The organism is Rhodococcus zopfii NBRC 100606 = JCM 9919 (assembly GCF_001895025.1).
Classification (GTDB): Bacteria; Actinomycetota; Actinomycetes; order Mycobacteriales; family Mycobacteriaceae; genus Rhodococcus; species Rhodococcus zopfii.
This window is the reverse complement of sequence record NZ_BCXI01000035.1, coordinates 57,124-74,338: the sequence shown is the minus strand read 5'-3', so window position 1 is coordinate 74,338 and position 17,215 is coordinate 57,124. Positions and strand designations below refer to the sequence as shown.

Below are 17,215 nucleotides of genomic sequence, written 5' to 3'. Positions count from 1 at the left end.
TTGGACATGGTAGGACTCCGATGATGTTGTGGGGAAAGAGCTTTCGGACGGTTGTCAGACCGGTTCGCCGACGGCGACCTCGAGGGGTGCGCCGGTGGCGGCGACCACGTCGTCGACGGTGACGCCGGGGGCGAGTTCGCGCAGCACCAGTGTGCCGCCGTCGGCGACATCGATGACGGCCAGGTCGGTGATGATGCGGTCGACGACGGCCTGGCCCGTCAGCGGCAGGGTGCAGGTGTCGACGATCTTCGGGTTGCCGTCGCGGTCGGTGTGTTCCATGACCACGATGACGCGGCTCGCGCCGTGCACCAGGTCCATGGCGCCGCCCATGCCCTTGACCATCTTGCCGGGGACCATCCAGTTGGCGAGGTCGCCGGTGCGGGAGACCTGCATGCCGCCGAGCACCGCGGTGTCGATGTGCCCACCGCGGATCATCCCGAAGGACGTCGCCGAGTCGAAGAACGCGGCACCGGGATTGACCGTGACGGTCTCCTTGCCGGCGTTGATCAGGTCGGGGTCGATCTTGTCCTCGGTCGGGTACGGGCCCGTGCCGAGGATGCCGTTCTCGGAGTGCAGCGTGACGTGCACGTCGGAGGGCAGGTAGCCGGGGATGAGGGTGGGCAGGCCGATGCCGAGGTTGACGTACTCGCCGTCCACCATCTCGGCGGCGGCGCGGGCCGCCATCTCGTTGCGGCTCCAGCCCTTCTTGTCGGTCGTCTTGTCTGCGGTCACTGGGCCGCTCCTTCCGATGCCGTCACGGTGCGCTTTTCGATGCGCTTGTTCTGCGGGCCGGTGTGGACGATCCGCTTGACGAAGATGCCGGGCAGGTGCACCTGCGCGGGGTCGATCTCGCCGGGCTCGACGAGTTCCTCGACCTGGGCGATCGTGATCTTCCCTGCCATGGCGGCCAGCGGGTTGAAGTTCATCGCGGTCTTGTCGAAGACGAGGTTGCCCGCGGTGTCGCCCTTGACGGCGTGCACGAGCGCGAAGTCCGCGTTGATGCCGAGTTCCATCACGTACCGCTTGTCACCGAAGACACGGGTCTCCTTCGGCGGCGACGCCACCGCGACCGAACCGTCGGACGCGTAACGCCAGGGCAGGCCACCGTCGGAGACCGGCGTGCCGACACCGGCGGGAGTGAAGAAGGCGGGGATGCCGGCGCCGCCGGCGCGCAGCCGCTCGGCGAGGGTGCCCTGCGGGGTCAGCTCGACCTCGAGTTCACCGGCGAGGTACTGGCGGGCGAACTCCTTGTTCTCCCCTACGTACGAGGCGACCACGCGGCGGACGCGGTGCTCGTTCAGCAGCAGACCCAGGCCGTGGTCGTCGACGCCGCAGTTGTTGGAGAAGACCTCGAGGTCGCCGACGCCGGAGTCGACGAGCGCCTGGATCAGGACGTCGGGGATGCCACACAGGCCGAATCCGCCGACGGCGAGCGTCGCGCCGTCGGACACGTCCGCGACGGCCGCCGCGGCGGTGTCGAACACTTTCGTTGCCATTCCATGACCTCTCTCGGGAAACCTCGGCCGTGTGGTGCCGGCCCTGCGGATGCGTTCACTGGGTGGACGAGGACGCATCGATCGTTACCCACTACAGAGGGCGGCGACGCGCTTTTCAAGAGGCTTCGGGCAGCTGCGCGGAGATTGCTCGCTCCCCGGAACCCGCCGAACGTCGGCGTTCACTCAGTGGACGTAAGCTGTCCGGGTGGATGCCGAACAGAGGCCGCAGGTGATCGGCCGGGTCAGCGCCCTGCTGCGCGCTGTCGCCGGGTTCGAACCGCGCGGATCGTCGACGACGGAGCTGGCCCGCGCAACGGGGCTGGCCCGCCCCACCGCGCATCGGATGCTGACGTCCCTGGCCGAGGAAGGCCTCGTCGACCGTGACCCCAAGTCCGGGCGGTGGTCGCTGGGGCCGGAGCTGTACCTGCTGGGATCGCTCGCGGCCGAACGCTACGACATCACCGATCTCGCCGGGGAGATTCTGCGGGGCATCGCGCGGGAGACCGGTGAAACGGCGCATCTGTCGGCCCGCCGGGGCGACGGCACGGTGTGCCTGGCGAGCGAGGAGGGGAGTTTTCCGCTGCGTTCGCACGTGCTGCATGTGGGCCGGCGACTGCCGTTGGGTGTCGCCTCCGCGGGCCTGGTGATCCTGTCCCACCTGCCCGACCACGACATCGACGAGTACCTGTCACGGACCGACCTGACCTCCGAGTGGGGGCAGGCCCACAGCCGCGCCGCGGTCGAGCAACGCATCGCCGAGACGCGGCTGGCCGGATATTCGACCAATCCGGCGCTGCTCGTCGAGGGAAGCTGGGGCATGGGCGCGGCCGTGTTCGATCACCGGGATTCACCGGCGTGGGCATTGAGCGTCACCGGTGTGGAAAGCCGGTTCCGAGCCGATCGCCGCCCGGAACTCGGCGAACTGCTGCTGCGCGAGGCGCATCGCCTCACCCAGTTGCTGCGCGGCCACCAGCGTTGAGCCGAGGCTGCCGCGTAACACCACCGTTACCCTGAGTAACCAACCGATTGACATGTCGCCGTTACCGTCTGCTGTCGAGGTGGAAACATCCGAAGTGGAATCGAACGGCGGGAGGCTGCATGTCGGACGGGCTCGAACGGCTCTACAAGGCACTCGACGAGACGCTGAGCCCCGTCGATGCCGCATACGCCGCCGCCTATCCCGGCCCCACCGCCGGACGGCAGCCGGTGCACACCGTGTACGTTCCCGTCGACCGATACGACGCCGGCACCGTCCGCTCGTGGGGTGAGCAGGCCCGGCAGGTGTTGTCGGAGCACATCGCCGACGCCGGCGACCTCGCCGCGATCACCGGGATGGAACCGGAACTCGCTGCCGAGGTCCTGCCACTCGTGCACGCCAAACTCGCGACCGAGCCGATCGAGGATCTGCGCATCGACTTCGAGGACGGGTTCCCCCAGGCCGCAGTGTCCGCCGCCGACCGGGACGCCGACGAGGACGCGCACGTCGCCCGGGCCGCGGCGGAACTGCGCGCGAGCGCTGGCTCAACACCGTTCTCCGGTATCCGATTCAAGTGTTTCGAGGCGCCGACCCGTCGCCGCGGGGTACGGACCCTCGACGCGTTCGTCGGCGCGGTCGCCGAGAACGGTTCGCTTCCGGACGGTTTCGTCGTCACCCTTCCGAAGGTGACGTCCCCCGAGCAGGTTTCGGCGATGGTGTCGGTGTGCGAGCACCTGGAGTCCACGTATTCGCTGACCGAGCCGGTCCGCTTCGAGATCCAGATCGAGACCCCGCAGGCGATCTGCGGACCCGACGGTAGCGCACAGGTCGCGACGATGATCCACGCCGCCGCCGGCCGCTGCTCGGGCCTGCACTACGGCACCTACGACTATTCGGCGGGGTGCGGGATCGCCGCCGAGTACCAGGCGATGGACCATCCGGTCGCCGACCACGCCAAGGCGACGATGCAGGTCGCGGCCGCCGGCACCGGAGTGTTCCTGTCGGACGGTTCCACCAACCGGATCCCGGTGGGCACCGCCGCCGAGATCCGCAGTGCGTGGGCGCTGCACGCGCGGCTGGTCGACCGGTCGCTGCGGCGCGGCTTCTACCAGGGCTGGGACCTGCATCCGGCCCAGCTGCCGACCCGGTTCGCCGCAACCTTCGCGTTCTACCGCCGCTCGTTCCCGACCGCCGCGGCCCGCATCGCCGCCTACATCGGGCGTGCCGAATCCGGCTACCTCGACGAACCCGCCACCGCGCGAGCGCTGGCGTCGTTTCTGTACCGCGGGCTGAGCTGCGGCGCCCTGACCACCGACGAGGTGCGCGAACACACCGGTGTCGACCCGGAGGAGCTGCAGCTTCTGGCGGGCTTCCGAACAGAGAAGGGACCCTCCACCCGATGACCACCGTGATCCGGGCCCGCCGCGCGGTCGTCGGCGACCGCGAACGCGCGTGCGCCGTGACGCTGCAGGGCGGCCGCATCGTCGCCATCGACGACCACGACGCCCCGCTCCCCGTCGGTGCGGACGAGGTCATCCTCGCCGACGACGAGGTGCTGCTGCCCGGCCTGGTCGACACGCACGTGCACATCAACGATCCCGGGCGCACCGAATGGGAGGGTTTCGCGAGTGCGACACGGGCCGCGGCGGCCGGTGGCGTCACCACCGTGATCGACATGCCGCTCAACTCGATTCCGTCGACGATCGACGTGCCCGCGCTGGACGTCAAGCGCGCGACGGCGACCGGACAGGTAACCGTCGACGTCGGATTCTGGGGCGGCGCCGTCCCCGGTAACCTCGCGGACCTGCGACCGCTGTGGGACGCGGGTGTGTACGGATTCAAGTGCTTCCTCGCATATTCGGGTCTCGACGAGTACCCGCCGCTGAACCGCGAACAGATGGTCGCGGCGATGCGCGAGATCGCGTCGTTCGACGGGCTGCTCATCGTGCACGCCGAGGACGGTCCGACGCTCGACGCGCAGCCCCCGGCCACGGGACGCCGGTATGCGAATTTCCTGCATTCGCGCCCACCCGCCGCCGAGTCCCGGGCGATCGCACAGGCGATCGACGGTGCCCGCGAAACCGGTTGCCGGGTCCATGTTCTGCATCTGTCCGACGCCGGGAGCCTGCCGCTGCTGGCGGAGGCGAAGGCCGGCGGGGTCCGGATCACCGCCGAGACCTGCCCCCACTATCTGTCGCTGTTCAGCGAGGAAATCCTGGACGGCTCCACACATTTCAAGTGCTGTCCGCCGATCCGCGAAGCCGGGAACCGGGAAGGACTGTGGCGCGGGCTCGCGGACGGCACGATCGACTGCGTCGTGTCCGACCATTCGCCGTGCACCCCCGAACTGAAGAAGTTCACCAGCGGCGACTTCGGGGAGGCCTGGGGCGGCATCTCGTCGCTGCAACTCGGCCTGCCGATCGTGTGGTCCGAGGCGCGGCGCCGCGGTCACACCCTCGTCGACCTCGTGCGCTGGATGGGGCGCAACACACGGGATCTGGTGGGCCTGAACGACCGCGGCGAGATCGCCGTCGGCAATACCGCGGACCTGTGCGTGTTCGCGCCCGACGACGCGTTCGTCGTGTTCCCCGAACGGCTGCACCACCGCAATGCGGTCACCCCGTACGCGGAGATGGCACTCGCGGGAGTCGTCCGGCGCACCTGGCTGTCCGGCGCCCCGCTCACCGTCACCCTCGACGCCACCCAGGACCCCGCACCGCGCGGCGGCCTGCTCACGCGCCTACCCTCGGAAGGATCTTCATGAGCACCCCGGATTTCCTGCAGCTGCCCGATCTCGCGTCGCGTGCGCTGGCCGGATCGGTGATGTACGCGAACGACGAATTGTTCGCGCAGCGGGAGAATCTCGTCAGCGCCGAACCCGCGGCGCACGACGTGAGCGACTTCGGGCACAAGGGCAAGGTGTACGACGGGTGGGAGACGCGCCGCCGGCGCGCACCCGGGCACGATTACGCGATCGTCCGGCTCGGGGTGCCCGGCGTGGTGCGCGGCGTCGTGATCGACACCTCCTGGTTCACCGGGAACTATCCGCCGTTCGCGTCGATCGACGGCGTCTGCGTCGAGGGGTACCCGACCGCGGCGCAGCTACAGGAAGCCGAGTGGGAACCAATTCTCGACCGGGTTCCGCTGCTGGGTGACACCGCGAACAGTTTCCCGGTGGCGATCGACAAGCGCTGGACCCATGTGCGGCTCAACATCTTTCCCGACGGCGGGGTGGCACGGCTGCGGATCCACGGGGAGCCCCGGCCGGACCCGGCGTTCCTCACCGGCACCATCGACCTCGCCGCGCTCGAGAACGGCGGGGATGTCGTGGACTGCTCGAACCGCTTCTACTCGTCGCCGCGGAACATTCTCGGGCTCGGCCGCGCCCGGCACATGGGTGAGGGCTGGGAGAACGCGCGCCGCCGCGACGACGACAACGACCACGTCGTCGTGCGGTTGGCCGGCGAGGGGATGATCGACCACGTCGAGATCGACACGTCGTATTTCGTCGGCAACGCGCCCGGATGGGCACGGCTGACCGGAATACTCGACGAATCAACGCTTGCCGACGATTCCGCTTGGGTGACGCTGGTGCCGCGGGCCGAGTTGCTGCCGGATTGCCGGCACCGGTTCCGGGTGGATGCGGACCGCCCGATGCGGTACGTGCGGCTCGACGTGTACCCGGACGGCGGCATCGCGCGGCTGCGGGTGCACGGCAGACTCGTGTGAGACTTCCCCGCCCGGAATCGATTACCCGGATGAAACATTCGGCCGCATGCCGGTAACGGGGTAACGATAGAACAGCAGGGACACGGATTTCCCGCTCGGTTGGAGTCTCCCATGGCCTCTGCACATCCCGTCGACACCCCGCTGCCGTTCCTGCGACAGCTCGCGTTCGGCATCCAGCACGTCCTGATCATGTACACCGGGTGCATCACGGTGCCCCTGGTGTTCGGCGCCGCCGTCGGTCTCGACCGCGAGACCATCGCGATGCTCATCAGCGCGGACCTGCTGATCGCCGGACTCATCACGATCGTGCAGAGTCTCGGCATCGGCAAGCTCGCCGGTGTGCGGCTCCCGATCGTGTGCGGCGCGACGTTCGCCGGTCTGACGCCGATGATCCTCATCGCCGAGGAATACGGGTTGCAGGCCGTGTACGGCTCGATGCTCGTCGGCGGCATCGTCGGCCTCGCGCTGGCGTATCCGTTCGCCAAGATCATCCGGTTCTTTCCCCCGCTCGTCACCGGCGCGGTCCTCACCGTCGTCGGCATCTCGCTGGTCGGCGTCGCAGGCGGCCTGATCATCGGCAACGACCCGACCTCCCCGGCCTTCGCCGCGCCGTCGCATATCGCGCTCGCCGTCGTCGTCATGGCCGTCGCGATCGGCTTCATCTGTCTCGGCCGCGGAATCTGGTCGCAGCTCGGTGTGCTCGTGGCGCTGGTCGCGGGCACGATCATCGCACTGCCCATGGGCCTGATCGACCTCGGCGGCGTCGCCGGAAGTGCCTGGGTGGGAATTCCCTCCCCGTTCCACTTCGGTGCCCCCGAATTCCCGATCACCGCGGTGGTCGCCATGAGCATCGTCGTCGCGGTCGTCTTCGCCGAATCGACCGCGAGCATGCTGGCGGTCAGCGAGATCACCGGCAAGCCGGTCGGCAAGGGCGACATCGCCCGTGGTCTCGCCGGCGACGGCCTGTCCGCCGTCCTCGGTGGCGTCTTCAACGCGTTCGTCGACACCGTCTTCACCCAGAACGTCGGTGCGGTCGCCACCACCCGCGTGTACAGCCGCTACGTCACCGCGACCAGCGGTGTGATCCTGGTCCTGCTCGGCGTTCTCCCCAAGGTCGGGGCGGTCGTGGCGGGCCTGCCGCAACCGGTCGTCGGCGGTGTCGGCCTCATCCTGTTCGCCACCGTCGCGGTCGTCGGCATCAACACCCTCCGCAAGGTGGACCTGTCCGATCGCATCAACACCACGATCGCCGCGGTCGCCGTGGGGGTCGGCATCGTGCCGGAGCTCGCGGAGGGGATGTTCGAGAAGTTCCCGTCCTCCGCGCAGATCCTGCTCGGCAGCGGCATCACCCTCGCCGCGCTCACCGCGTTCGGACTCAACCTGCTGTTCAACCACACTCGGCTCGGGACCCTCGCCCGTGCGACCGTCACGCCCGGCAGCGAGAGCCCCGAGCCCGGCGCACCGGCCCCCGTCACCTCGACCGGAACCCCCACTCGCTCAGGAGCCGTGCATGCACCCGCAACCGTCTGACCCGTTCGAGGTCCCGACCATAGACATCTCGCCCTACGTGACGGCGGGCCCGGACAGCGAACGGGCACGCGTCGCCCGGCAGGTCGACGATGCCTGCCGGAGAGTAGGTTTCATCCAGATCGTGGGACACGGGATTCCCGGCGAGGTCGTCGGCGGACTCACCGGCGCGATGGACGACTTCTTCGGTCTTCCGCTCGACGACAAGAAGTCCTACCGGGTGGAGGGGGCAAACCGCGGATACAGCCCGCCGAAGAGCGAATCGCTGTCCCTGAGCCTCGGCGTCGAATCCGCGACCCGCATGAACGATTTCTTCGAGGCGTTCAACGTCGGTGTCGAAGCCCGGTCGTTCCCCGAACTCGACCTGTCCGAATCCGACTACGGCATCAATCTCTGGCCCGGCGTCGAGGGATTCGAACCCCGCGTGCGGCGGTACTTCGGTGAGGCGTCCCGCGTCGCGCGCACCCTGACCCGCATCTTCGCCGACGCCCTCGGTCAGAACCCGGACTTCTTCGATACCCTCACCGACCACTCCATCGACGTCCTGCGCATGAACAACTACGCGCTGCCGGAAGGCACCGTCACCCTCGACGGGGATCTCACCGGCATGGGCGAGCACACCGACTTCGGCATCGTCACGGTGCTGTGGGCCGACATCGTCGCCGGGCTGCAGGTACTCGGCGGCGACGGGGTGTGGCACGACGTCGCACCTCGGGAGGGCGCGCTGCTGGTCAACCTCGGCGATCTCACCGCCCGGCTCACCAACGATCGCTGGCGTTCGACGCTGCACCGCGTCAAACCGCCGATCGTCGACGGCACCATCGCGCGCCGCCGCTCGGCCGCCTTCTTCCACGACGGCAACGTCGACGCGGTCGTCGCAACCCTGCCCGGCTTCGTCGACGCCGGGGAGGACGCCTACGAACCGATCATCATCCGCGACCACATCAAGGCGAAACTGGCCGGATCCCGGCACGGCAAGGCGAACACCGCCGCGGTGCGCGAAGCCGCACGCGTGCTGACCGCCGCGGGAAACACGGTGGTACCGTGAATGTCGTTCTGGTACATGGCGCCTGGGCCGGTCCCTGGGTGTGGGATACCCTGCTCGCCCCGCTGCGGGCCGCCGGGCACATTCCCCATCCGCTGTCGCTGCCCGGCGCGGGCACGTGGGGCGAGGAGGACATCACGCTCGACGACGTGGCCGCGCGCGTCGCCGAGTACATTCGCGAACTCGGGGAACCGGTCGTGCTGATCGGGCATTCCGGCGGCGGCATCGTCGTCACCCAGGTCACCGAGCTGCTGCCGGGGAACGTCGCGGGCGTCGCCTACGTGGCCGGCATGATGCTGCCGTCGGGTACTGATTTCGGGATGCTGTGCGACAGTATCGGATTGGTTGCACCCGTGGGAATTTCGGCGTGGCTGCAGCCGACCGCGGACGGCCGCGGCACGGTGGTGCCGCCGGAGGCGGGTGCGGCGGTGTTCTTCCACGAGGCCACGGTCGCCGATGCCGTCGGCGCCGCGCGCCGCCTCGTGCCCCAACTCGAGACGGCGCGGCTCATGGCCCCGACCTGGACACCGGGGCGGTTCGGGTCCGTGCCGCGATTGTATGTCGAAGCGACACTGGACCGTTCGGTTCCCCTTGCCGCGCAACGCGAGATGCAACGCCGGGTGCCGGGTGCGCAGGTCGTCACGCTGGACAGCGACCACGCGCCCCAGCTGTCGGCAGGCGTCGGACTCGTCGGGGCACTCACGGGATTCATCGCGCAGTGTGCGGAAGATTGCACAACTCCGATGCCGGTCGGCCGATCCCTCGCCGTCCGGCATCGGCCGCGGGCGGCTGGGCACGGGCCGGGGCGGTGAGATCCGGCCCCGGAGCGTCCTCGGCCGCGTAGTCGTCGCCGAGACCCGGCAGGGTGGGCGCTCCTTCGCCGGACAGCTTCGACGCCGCGGAAGAGACCACGACCTCCTGCTCCTTCGGAGCGCCGGAGATCTCGACCGTCTCCGGGCGCAACCTCAGCTGCTGGCCCGCACGACGAGTTCGACCGGAAGCCGTACCGAGGCCGTGTCGCCGCCTCGCACAAGTTCCAGCAGGGCGCGTACGGCGGTCATCCCGATCTCGTGCGCGGGCGAGCGGACCGTCGTCAGAGGAACCGGTAATTGCGCGACCACAGGGATGTCGTTGTAGCCCACGATCGCAAGATCGTCCGGAACGGTGAGGCCGAGGTCCCTCGCAACCCCGAGCACGCCGATCGCGATGGTGTCGCTCACCGCGAAGATCGCCCGGGGTCGGCCGCCCCGGTCCAGCAGAGTCCGGGCAGCGACGACACCGCCGCTCACGTCGAAATCCGATCGAACGATCCGATGATCCGGCAGCGGGACCGAAGCCGCCCGGAGGGTGTCGACGAAGCCGTCGCGACGGTCACGCGCCGTGCTCGCGTGGTCGGGTCCGGCGATGATCGCGACATCGGAGTATCCGCGGTCGAGCAGGTGCTGCGCCGCGAGTGATCCGCCACGGTAATCGTCGCCGCCGACGAACGGCAGTCCGGCGTCGGCATGGCGCGTGACCGTGAGGACGGGCAACGGACCGAGCGACAGCGAGTCGACGAAAGGTCGGCCGGGAATGTGCAGGCTACTGAGAAGGAGGCCGTCCACCTGCCGTCCGACGAGCAATTGGATGGCACGCCGTTGCGCGTCGAGGTCGTCGGGCGGGCTCGACAGTAGCACCGAGTAGCCGGCACGCGTGGCGGCCTCCTCGATCCCCTGATAGGTCGTGGCGACCACACCGTCGGTGAGGCGCGGCATCACCACGCCGAGGGTCGTGGTCTTGCGGGTACGCAGGCTCGCTGCCCAGAGATTGCGCTGATATCCCAGTTCGGCGGCGACTTCGCGTACGCGCAGCGCGGACGGTGTCCACCCGTCGACCGGCTCGGGCTGCCGCAGCACCCGGGAGGCCGTCGAGATGTGGACCCCTGCACGCTCGGCAATCTCCTTGAGCGTCGGCGCTCGGTCCGGGCGGGGCATACGTGTTTCTCCAGCTCTGTCGCAGCAAGCACGACTCCGGGTTGACGGCCCCGGAGCATTGGACCTAGCCTAGGACATGCAAACGTTCTCGCAAACGTTATTGCAAACGATCGCAATAACGAATCGTCACCCTCGCGACGCTCGGAGACCCTCATGTCGAACGCTCAGCCGCTGACTCAACTCTTCGCTCTCGACTCGCTGTTGGAGCCGGAAGAGATCGCCATCCGCGACACGGTTCGCAAGTTCGCGAACGAACGCATCCGCCCCCACATTTCCCGGTGGTTCGAAGACGCGACGCTTCCTGCCCGCGAACTCGCCGGGGAACTCGGACAACTCGGCGTACTCGGCATGCACCTCGACGGCTACGGCTGCGCGGGTATGAGCGCCACAGCCTACGGCCTGGCCTGCCTCGAACTGGAGGCTGTCGACTCGGGCATCCGCAGCCTCGTCTCCGTTCAAGGGTCACTGGCGATGTTCTCCATCCACCACTGGGGAAGTGAGGAACAGAAGCAGGAGTGGTTGCCGCGAATGGCCGCCGGCGATGCCATCGGCTGCTTCGGCCTGACCGAGCCCGACTTCGGATCCAACCCCGCCGGGATGCGCACCAACGCCAAGCGCGACGGTGACGACTGGATCCTCAACGGCACCAAGATGTGGATCACCAACGGCTCGATCGCCGACGTCGCGGTCGTGTGGGCGCAGACCGACCTCGAGGAGGGCGCCAAGGGCATCCGCGGCTTCGTCGTCCCCACCGACACCCCCGGATTCTCCGCGCCGGAGATCCACGCGAAGCTGTCGCTGCGCGCCTCGGTGACCTCCGAACTCGTCCTCGACGGCGTGCGACTGCCGTCCTCGGCGATGCTGCCGCTGGCGAAAGGTCTCCGCGGCCCGCTCACCGCGCTCGGTGAAGCCCGATTCGGAATCGCCTTCGGCGCAGTGGGTGCCGCACGCGACTGCCTGCAGACGGCGATCGAGTACGCGCAGACCCGCGTCGTCTTCGACAAGCCGCTCGGGGCGTATCAGCTGACCCAGGCCAAGATCGCCGACATGGCGCTCGAGGTCGGCAAGGGCCACCTGCTCGCCTACCACCTCGGCCGCATCAAGGACCGCGGCGAGATCACCCCCGAGCAGATCAGCACCGGGAAGCTGAACAGCGTCCGTGAGGCCATCGCAATCGCCCGCGAGTGCCGCACGATCCTCGGCGCCAACGGCATCACGCTCGAATACCCCGTTATCCGGCATGCCAACAACCTCGAGTCCGTCCTGACCTACGAGGGCACGTCCGAGATGCACCAGCTCACCATCGGCAAGGCGCTGACCGGAGAGGCAGCCTTCCGGTGACCGGGAAGCACGCGATCGGCGCGCTGGACGGGTTGGTGATCGCCGACTTCGGGCGGGTGCTTGCGGGCCCCTACGCCACGATGCTGCTCGGCGATCTGGGCGCGGAAGTAGTGAAGGTCGAGCGACCCGGTGTCGGCGACGACACCCGCCGGTGGGGGCCGCCGTGGGTCGGCGACGAGTCGAGCTACTTCCTCGGCGTCAATCGCAACAAGCTGCCGATGTCGCTGGATCTGTCCGGTCCCGAAGGACTCGCGGAGGCACGGCGCCTGGTCGAACGCGCCGATGTCGTCGTCGAGAATTTCATGCCGGGCACGATGGATCGACTCGGCCTCGGCTACGAGGAAGTTCGCGCGATCAACCCCGGCATCGTGTACGCGTCGATCACCGGATTCGGCGGCCACAACGATCTGCCGGGATACGACCTGTTGATCCAGGCGGTCGGCGGACTGATGAGCATCACCGGCCCCGATGCTGCGACGCCCACGAAGGTCGGGGTCGCCGTCGTCGACGTCATCACCGGAATGCACGCGGCCCTGGGCATTCTCGCCGCACTGCGGCACCGGGACCGAACCGGCGAGGGTCAGCGCGTCGAGGTCAACCTGTTGTCCTCGCTGCTGTCTGCTCTTGCGAACCAGACATCGGGTTATGTGTCTGCCGGTGTCGTGCCGAGCGCGATGGGGAATCGGCATCCGAGCATCGCGCCGTACGAGTTGTTCGCGACCGCGGACCGGCCGCTGATCCTGGCCGTCGGCAACGACCGCCAGTTCGGGTCCCTGTGCAAGGTGCTGGGCCTCGTCGATCTCGCGACCGACGAGTGCTACGCCACCAACACGGCCCGGGTCGCCAACCGGGACGCTCTCGTGGCCGCCCTCGAAGCGACCCTGGTGACTCGCACCGCCGACGAGTGGTTCGCGGACCTGACCGCCGAGCGTGTCCCGTGCGGTCCGCTCAACGACATCGCCGATGCCGTTGCGCTCGCCGAACGCCTCGGTCTCGCACCGGTCGTGGAGATCGACGATCCTCGACGCGATGCCCCGCTGCGGCAGATCGCCAATCCGATCCGGTTGAGCGCGACTCCCGCGACCTACCGGTCCGCGCCACCGAAACTCGCGTGATTCCCCGCCGTCACCGTGGCGATCGTCGGCGGCGGCGATCCGGGTGAGCACTTCCCGAATCCGTCCTCGTCGAGTCCGTGCGGGGTTGTGGTGCTCGCCGCGGGTTGGCGTTCGAGGTCCACTGTCATCGTCGACAGTCCGTTCTACGGTACGGTCACCCGGCCACGAGACTCGGCTCCGTGAAGCCGAGCCCGAGATTCCCGCGGAGCGTGCCGTGGGTGTACTCCCCGGCGAAGAGGCCACGGCGAACCAGCTCGGGTACCACCTGGTCTACGAATGCTTCGAGTCCGGTACCGACGTCGCCCGGCATGATCGTGAACCCGTCGGTTGCGCCGGCACGGAACCACGCCTCGATCGTGTCCGCGATCTGTTCTCCGGTGCCGACCGCGATCCGGTGACCGGCACCGCCCGCAAAACGGTGGATGAGTTCGCGTGCGGTGAGGGGTTTCTCGGCCAGCAGTGCGCGGATGCTCGTGAGAAATCCCGCCGAGCGTGGCGCGGCGCTGTCGGACTGGGGCAGATCCGTGGCCGTGACGACGGTGTCGAGGGTCAGGCCGGCATCCTCCAGGCCCAGCTGTTCAGCCAGCTGGGGCAGTGCCGAATCGAGCGGAATCGTTTCGCGCAGTTCATGTTCGCGGCGACGCGCCTGCTCCTCCGTGTCGCCGACGACCGTGATCAATCCGGTGGACGTGCGCAGCGAGTCGGGATTCCTGCCGAACGTCTCGGCACGGCGACGTAGATCGGTCCTCAGCGCGTGCGCGACCTCGATCGTCTGGGCGGCGCTGAAGACGACGTCGGCGTACTTGCCCGCCAGTGCCAGTCCGCCCTCCGAGGCTCCGGCCTGCACGAGCAGCGGCCTGCCCTGAGGCGACTGCGGCAACGGCAGCGCGCCCGCGACCGAGAAGTACTCACCCCGGTGCTCGGCGCCGCGTATCCGCGACGGGTCGGCGAAGCGTCCGGTGGTGCGGTCGCCCACGAGGGCATCGGCGCGCCAACCGTCCCACAGCTTTGTCACGACGTCGACGAACTCGTCGGCGCGACGATACCTCTCCTCCTTCGCCGGTGGCGCATTGAGCCCGAAGTTCGCTGCGGCAGCATCGAACTGGGTGGTCACCACGTTCCACCCGGCTCGTCCACCGGTGAGGTGATCGAGAGACAGGTAGCGTCGCGCCAGGTTGTACGGATCGTTGTAGGTGGACGACCCGGTCGCGATGACCCCGATTCCCGATGTGCCGGCCGCAGCGTGAGCGAGCATCACCACCGGATCGAGGCCGAGGCCGGGTGCGTGCGCGATGTCGGCGGACAGTGCCGGCGCATCTCCGACGAACACTGCGGTGAGCGCACCGCGCTCGGCGATGCGGATCAGCCGGCGGAAGTGGTCGGGATCGACGAAATCGGCGGGCGCGTTTCCGGTCGCCCGCCAGGCTCCCCGGAAATGTCCGGGGGTGAGAAGTGAGATGTTCAGGTGCAGGCGGCGTTCGGTCGTATCGAGTGCTGCCGGGAGAGTGGTCATTCGAGTGTCCTTCAGCGAGGCATGGCTGTGCCGGAAAGAAACCTGCGGGAGTGTCCCGGTGCCGCGAGTGACAACTCGGGCACCGCCGTGTCGTCCCGGGACATGTCCCGGCCGGTGGGGGCGGCGGCTGCGACCGGCTTCCCGGATCTGCGCCGCCCCCCGGGTACCCGGTGAGTTATCCCTGACAGGTTACAGATTCAGACCGGTTCCGTGCACACCGTGCTCTTCGATGACGGCGAGTTCGTCGTCGGTCAGCGGCGGGAACTCGAGTGCCTTCAGGTTGTGGTCGAGCTGCCACGTCGAGCTCGCACCGACGAGCGCCGAGGTGACGGCGGGCTGTCGGAGCACCCACTGCAGCGCCAGCTGCGCGAGCGACTGTCCGCGGGACTCCGCGAGCTTGTTCAGTTCGGCCGCACGCCGACGGTAGGTCTCGGTGATGGCGTCCGGCGAGAGGAACGTGCTGTTGGTGGCACGCGCGCCCTCGGGGATGCTCTCCAGGTACTTGTTCGTCAGGAGGCCCTGCGCGAGCGGCGAATACACGATCAATCCGAAGCCGTCCTGCTCGGCCAGCTCCAGCAGCCCGTTCTGCTCGATGCTGCGGTCGAAGATCGAGTAGCGCGGCTGGTGGATCAGCAGCGGAACACCGGCCTCGCGAAGCAGCTCGGCGGCCTGGTGCGCGCGGTCCGGGCGGTAGTTGGAGATGCCGACGTAGAGCGCCTTGCCCTGCTGCACCGCCGAGACGAGCGCGCCGACAGTCTCTTCCAGCGGGGTCGAATCGTCCTGACGGTGGCTGTAGAAGATGTCGACGTAGTCGGTGCCCAGATCGCGCAGGCTGTGGTCGAGGGAGGCCAGCAACGACTTGCGGGAGCCTCCGCTGAGGTACGGGCTGGGCCCGATCGGGTTGCCTGCCTTGGTCGACAGGATGATCTCGTCACGGTACGGTGCGAGATCCTTGGCCAGGACCTTGCCGAAGTTCTTCTGCGCCGCGCGGTGCGGCGGCCCGTACCGGTCCGCGTTGTCGAAGTGCGTAATGCCGAGATCGAAGGCGTGGAGGATGATCTCCCGTTGCGTCTCGAAGGGATAGTCGGTGCCGAACTTCTGCCACAGACCGAAGGAGAACGCGGGCAGGTCGAGGCCCGACTTGCCGGTGCGGCGGTACGGGATCTTGGTGTAGCGGTCGGGGGCCGCGGTGTAGGTCAGTTCGAAGCTTCCGTACGACATGTGGGGTTTGCCCTTCTGGTGGATGGTTGGTGGGTCGGTGGTCGGCGACGAATCAGTGGCGACGCCGCAGTGTGGCCGGCTGCAGCGAGGGGGTGTCCCGGCCGGTGTCGCGCTCGAGGAACTGGGTGCCCGGATCGACGATCTCGTCGATGCGGTCGAGTACCTCGGAGCCGAGTTCGACCGTCGAGGCCTTCAGGTAGGCCTCGAGGTGCTCCTGCGTGCGGGGCCCGATGATCACGCTGCTGATCGCGGGATGGTTGAGCGCGAACGCAACCGACAGTTCGACGAGTGTCAGTCCGTTCTCTCCGGCAAGGCGGCCCAGCGCGTCGGCCGCGGCCAGCTTGCGCTGGTTGCGTTCCGCCGTGACGTCGAACCGGCCCGGGATGAGTTCGGCCCGTGCCGATTCCGGCTGATCACCGCCCACCCGGTACTTACCGGACAGCCAGCCGGCCGCGAGGGGACCGTACGAGAGGACGCCGACTCCGTACTTCCGCACGACCGGGAACACCTCGCGCTCGGCACCACGCACCAGCAGCGAGTACGGCAACTGCTCGGTGTGCGGGGCGATCAGCCCGTACTTCTCGGCGAGCCAGTGCGCCTCCACTTGCTGGTGCGCCGGAAACACCGAGGTGCCGTAGTACCGGATCTTGCCCTGGTGGATCAGGTCGTTCAGCGTCTGGAGAGTTTCGAGCAGGCTGGTGTCCGGATCCGGGCGATGAGCCTGGTAGAGGTCGATGTAGTCGGTGCCGAGGCGTCGCAGGCTGTCCTCGACGGCGCGAACGATCCAGCGTCGGGACAGGCCCGCGTTGCGCGGGTCGGCTCCGATCTGCCCGTTGAATTTCGTTGCGAGAAAAAGACTGTCGCGCCTACCTTTGATGGCCTTGGCGACGATCTCTTCCGAGACGCCCTGGGCGTACACATCGGCCGTGTCGATCGACGAGATCCCGGCGTCGAGTGCGGCGTCGATGATGCGGAGGCCCGCGGATTCCTCCTGCCAGCGGCCGAAGTTCATCGTGCCCAGGGTGAGCGGCGTCAGCCGAACCCCGGTGCGACCGAGTACGCGGGTGGCCTCGATGGTCATTGTGTCCTACCTTCTTGTATGCGGGTGGATCTGGTCATTCATAAGATCGGAGAGCCCCTGGGGGCTGCGGGTATGGCTGTCATTGCGGTGCGGCACGGACTGCTCAAAGGACATGGCCGCCCGCAGCCCTGCAACGACTCGACTGCTGATTGAGAATCGCGATTCATCGCTGCTGTAGGACTGAGCCGGGGAGGCCGT

General features: G+C 68.3%; 15 protein-coding genes. 9 read left to right on the top strand and 6 right to left on the bottom strand.

Features of this window, described 5'->3' with window-relative positions; translation table 11 throughout:
- Window positions 1-54 precede the first annotated feature (54 nt).
- Together RZ1_RS20850 and RZ1_RS20845 are read right to left on the bottom strand one after the other, a co-directional pair.
- Window positions 55-732 carry a 3-oxoacid CoA-transferase subunit B gene (locus tag RZ1_RS20850; RefSeq protein WP_274595909.1) on the bottom strand — a complete coding sequence of 226 codons (678 nt, stop codon included), beginning with the start codon at window positions 730-732 and terminating at the stop codon, window positions 55-57.
- The gene (locus RZ1_RS20845) at window positions 729-1,496 is read right to left on the bottom strand and encodes a CoA transferase subunit A (RefSeq protein WP_072814416.1); all 768 of its coding nucleotides are present in this window, start codon (window positions 1,494-1,496) and stop codon (window positions 729-731) included. The genes RZ1_RS20850 and RZ1_RS20845 overlap by 4 nt, the downstream gene beginning before the upstream one ends.
- A 205-nt stretch (window positions 1,497-1,701) precedes the next feature.
- Here RZ1_RS20845 and RZ1_RS20840 point away from each other — a divergent pair, with 205 nt between their 5' ends.
- From RZ1_RS20840 to RZ1_RS20810, 7 genes are all read left to right on the top strand, one after another.
- A complete protein-coding gene (locus tag RZ1_RS20840; protein WP_072814415.1) occupies window positions 1,702-2,475 on the top strand; it encodes an IclR family transcriptional regulator in 774 nt (257 codons plus the stop codon).
- A 119-nt stretch (window positions 2,476-2,594) separates the two neighbouring features.
- Window positions 2,595-3,875: a DUF6986 family protein gene (locus RZ1_RS20835; protein WP_072814414.1), complete on the top strand. Its 1,281-nt coding sequence runs from the start codon at window positions 2,595-2,597 to the stop codon at window positions 3,873-3,875.
- The gene (gene allB, locus RZ1_RS20830) at window positions 3,872-5,236 is read left to right on the top strand and encodes an allantoinase AllB (RefSeq protein ID WP_072814413.1); all 1,365 of its coding nucleotides are present in this window, start codon (window positions 3,872-3,874) and stop codon (window positions 5,234-5,236) included. The genes RZ1_RS20835 and allB overlap by 4 nt, the downstream gene beginning before the upstream one ends.
- Window positions 5,233-6,201 carry an allantoicase gene (alc, locus tag RZ1_RS20825; RefSeq protein ID WP_072814412.1) on the top strand — a complete coding sequence of 323 codons (969 nt, stop codon included), beginning with the start codon at window positions 5,233-5,235 and terminating at the stop codon, window positions 6,199-6,201. Before allB ends, alc begins: the two co-directional genes overlap by 4 nt.
- Window positions 6,202-6,312: 111 nt before the next feature.
- On the top strand, window positions 6,313-7,731 hold the full coding sequence (locus tag RZ1_RS20820) for a uracil-xanthine permease family protein (protein ID WP_072814411.1): 1,419 nt from the start codon (window positions 6,313-6,315) through the stop codon (window positions 7,729-7,731).
- Window positions 7,712-8,776: an isopenicillin N synthase family dioxygenase gene (locus tag RZ1_RS20815; RefSeq protein ID WP_072814410.1), complete on the top strand. Its 1,065-nt coding sequence runs from the start codon at window positions 7,712-7,714 to the stop codon at window positions 8,774-8,776. Before RZ1_RS20820 ends, RZ1_RS20815 begins: the two co-directional genes overlap by 20 nt.
- Complete coding sequence (locus RZ1_RS20810) at window positions 8,773-9,585, top strand: alpha/beta fold hydrolase (RefSeq protein ID WP_083583818.1); 813 nt, start codon at window positions 8,773-8,775, stop codon at window positions 9,583-9,585. Before RZ1_RS20815 ends, RZ1_RS20810 begins: the two co-directional genes overlap by 4 nt.
- Window positions 9,586-9,738: 153 nt before the next feature.
- On the opposite strand, the gene RZ1_RS20805 is transcribed toward RZ1_RS20810, so the two are convergent.
- Window positions 9,739-10,746 (bottom strand): LacI family DNA-binding transcriptional regulator, encoded by a 1,008-nt coding sequence (locus RZ1_RS20805; protein WP_072814409.1) that lies wholly within the window; start codon window positions 10,744-10,746, stop codon window positions 9,739-9,741.
- A 153-nt stretch (window positions 10,747-10,899) separates the two neighbouring features.
- Here RZ1_RS20805 and RZ1_RS20800 point away from each other — a divergent pair, with 153 nt between their 5' ends.
- Together RZ1_RS20800 and RZ1_RS20795 are read left to right on the top strand one after the other, a co-directional pair.
- Window positions 10,900-12,087 (top strand): acyl-CoA dehydrogenase family protein, encoded by a 1,188-nt coding sequence (locus tag RZ1_RS20800; RefSeq protein WP_072814408.1) that lies wholly within the window; start codon window positions 10,900-10,902, stop codon window positions 12,085-12,087.
- The gene (locus RZ1_RS20795; protein WP_174565226.1) at window positions 12,084-13,202 is read left to right on the top strand and encodes a CaiB/BaiF CoA transferase family protein; all 1,119 of its coding nucleotides are present in this window, start codon (window positions 12,084-12,086) and stop codon (window positions 13,200-13,202) included. The genes RZ1_RS20800 and RZ1_RS20795 overlap by 4 nt, the downstream gene beginning before the upstream one ends.
- A 154-nt stretch (window positions 13,203-13,356) precedes the next feature.
- Here RZ1_RS20795 and RZ1_RS20790 read toward each other — a convergent pair whose 3' ends face one another.
- The 3 genes from RZ1_RS20790 to RZ1_RS20780 form a co-directional block, all read right to left on the bottom strand.
- Window positions 13,357-14,715 (bottom strand): NtaA/DmoA family FMN-dependent monooxygenase, encoded by a 1,359-nt coding sequence (locus tag RZ1_RS20790; protein WP_072814407.1) that lies wholly within the window; start codon window positions 14,713-14,715, stop codon window positions 13,357-13,359.
- A gap of 189 nt (window positions 14,716-14,904) precedes the next feature.
- Window positions 14,905-15,936 carry an aldo/keto reductase gene (locus tag RZ1_RS20785; protein ID WP_072814406.1) on the bottom strand — a complete coding sequence of 344 codons (1,032 nt, stop codon included), beginning with the start codon at window positions 15,934-15,936 and terminating at the stop codon, window positions 14,905-14,907.
- A 52-nt stretch (window positions 15,937-15,988) separates the two neighbouring features.
- Complete coding sequence (locus RZ1_RS20780) at window positions 15,989-17,017, bottom strand: aldo/keto reductase (protein WP_072814405.1); 1,029 nt, start codon at window positions 17,015-17,017, stop codon at window positions 15,989-15,991.
- Window positions 17,018-17,215: the final 198 nt, after the last annotated feature.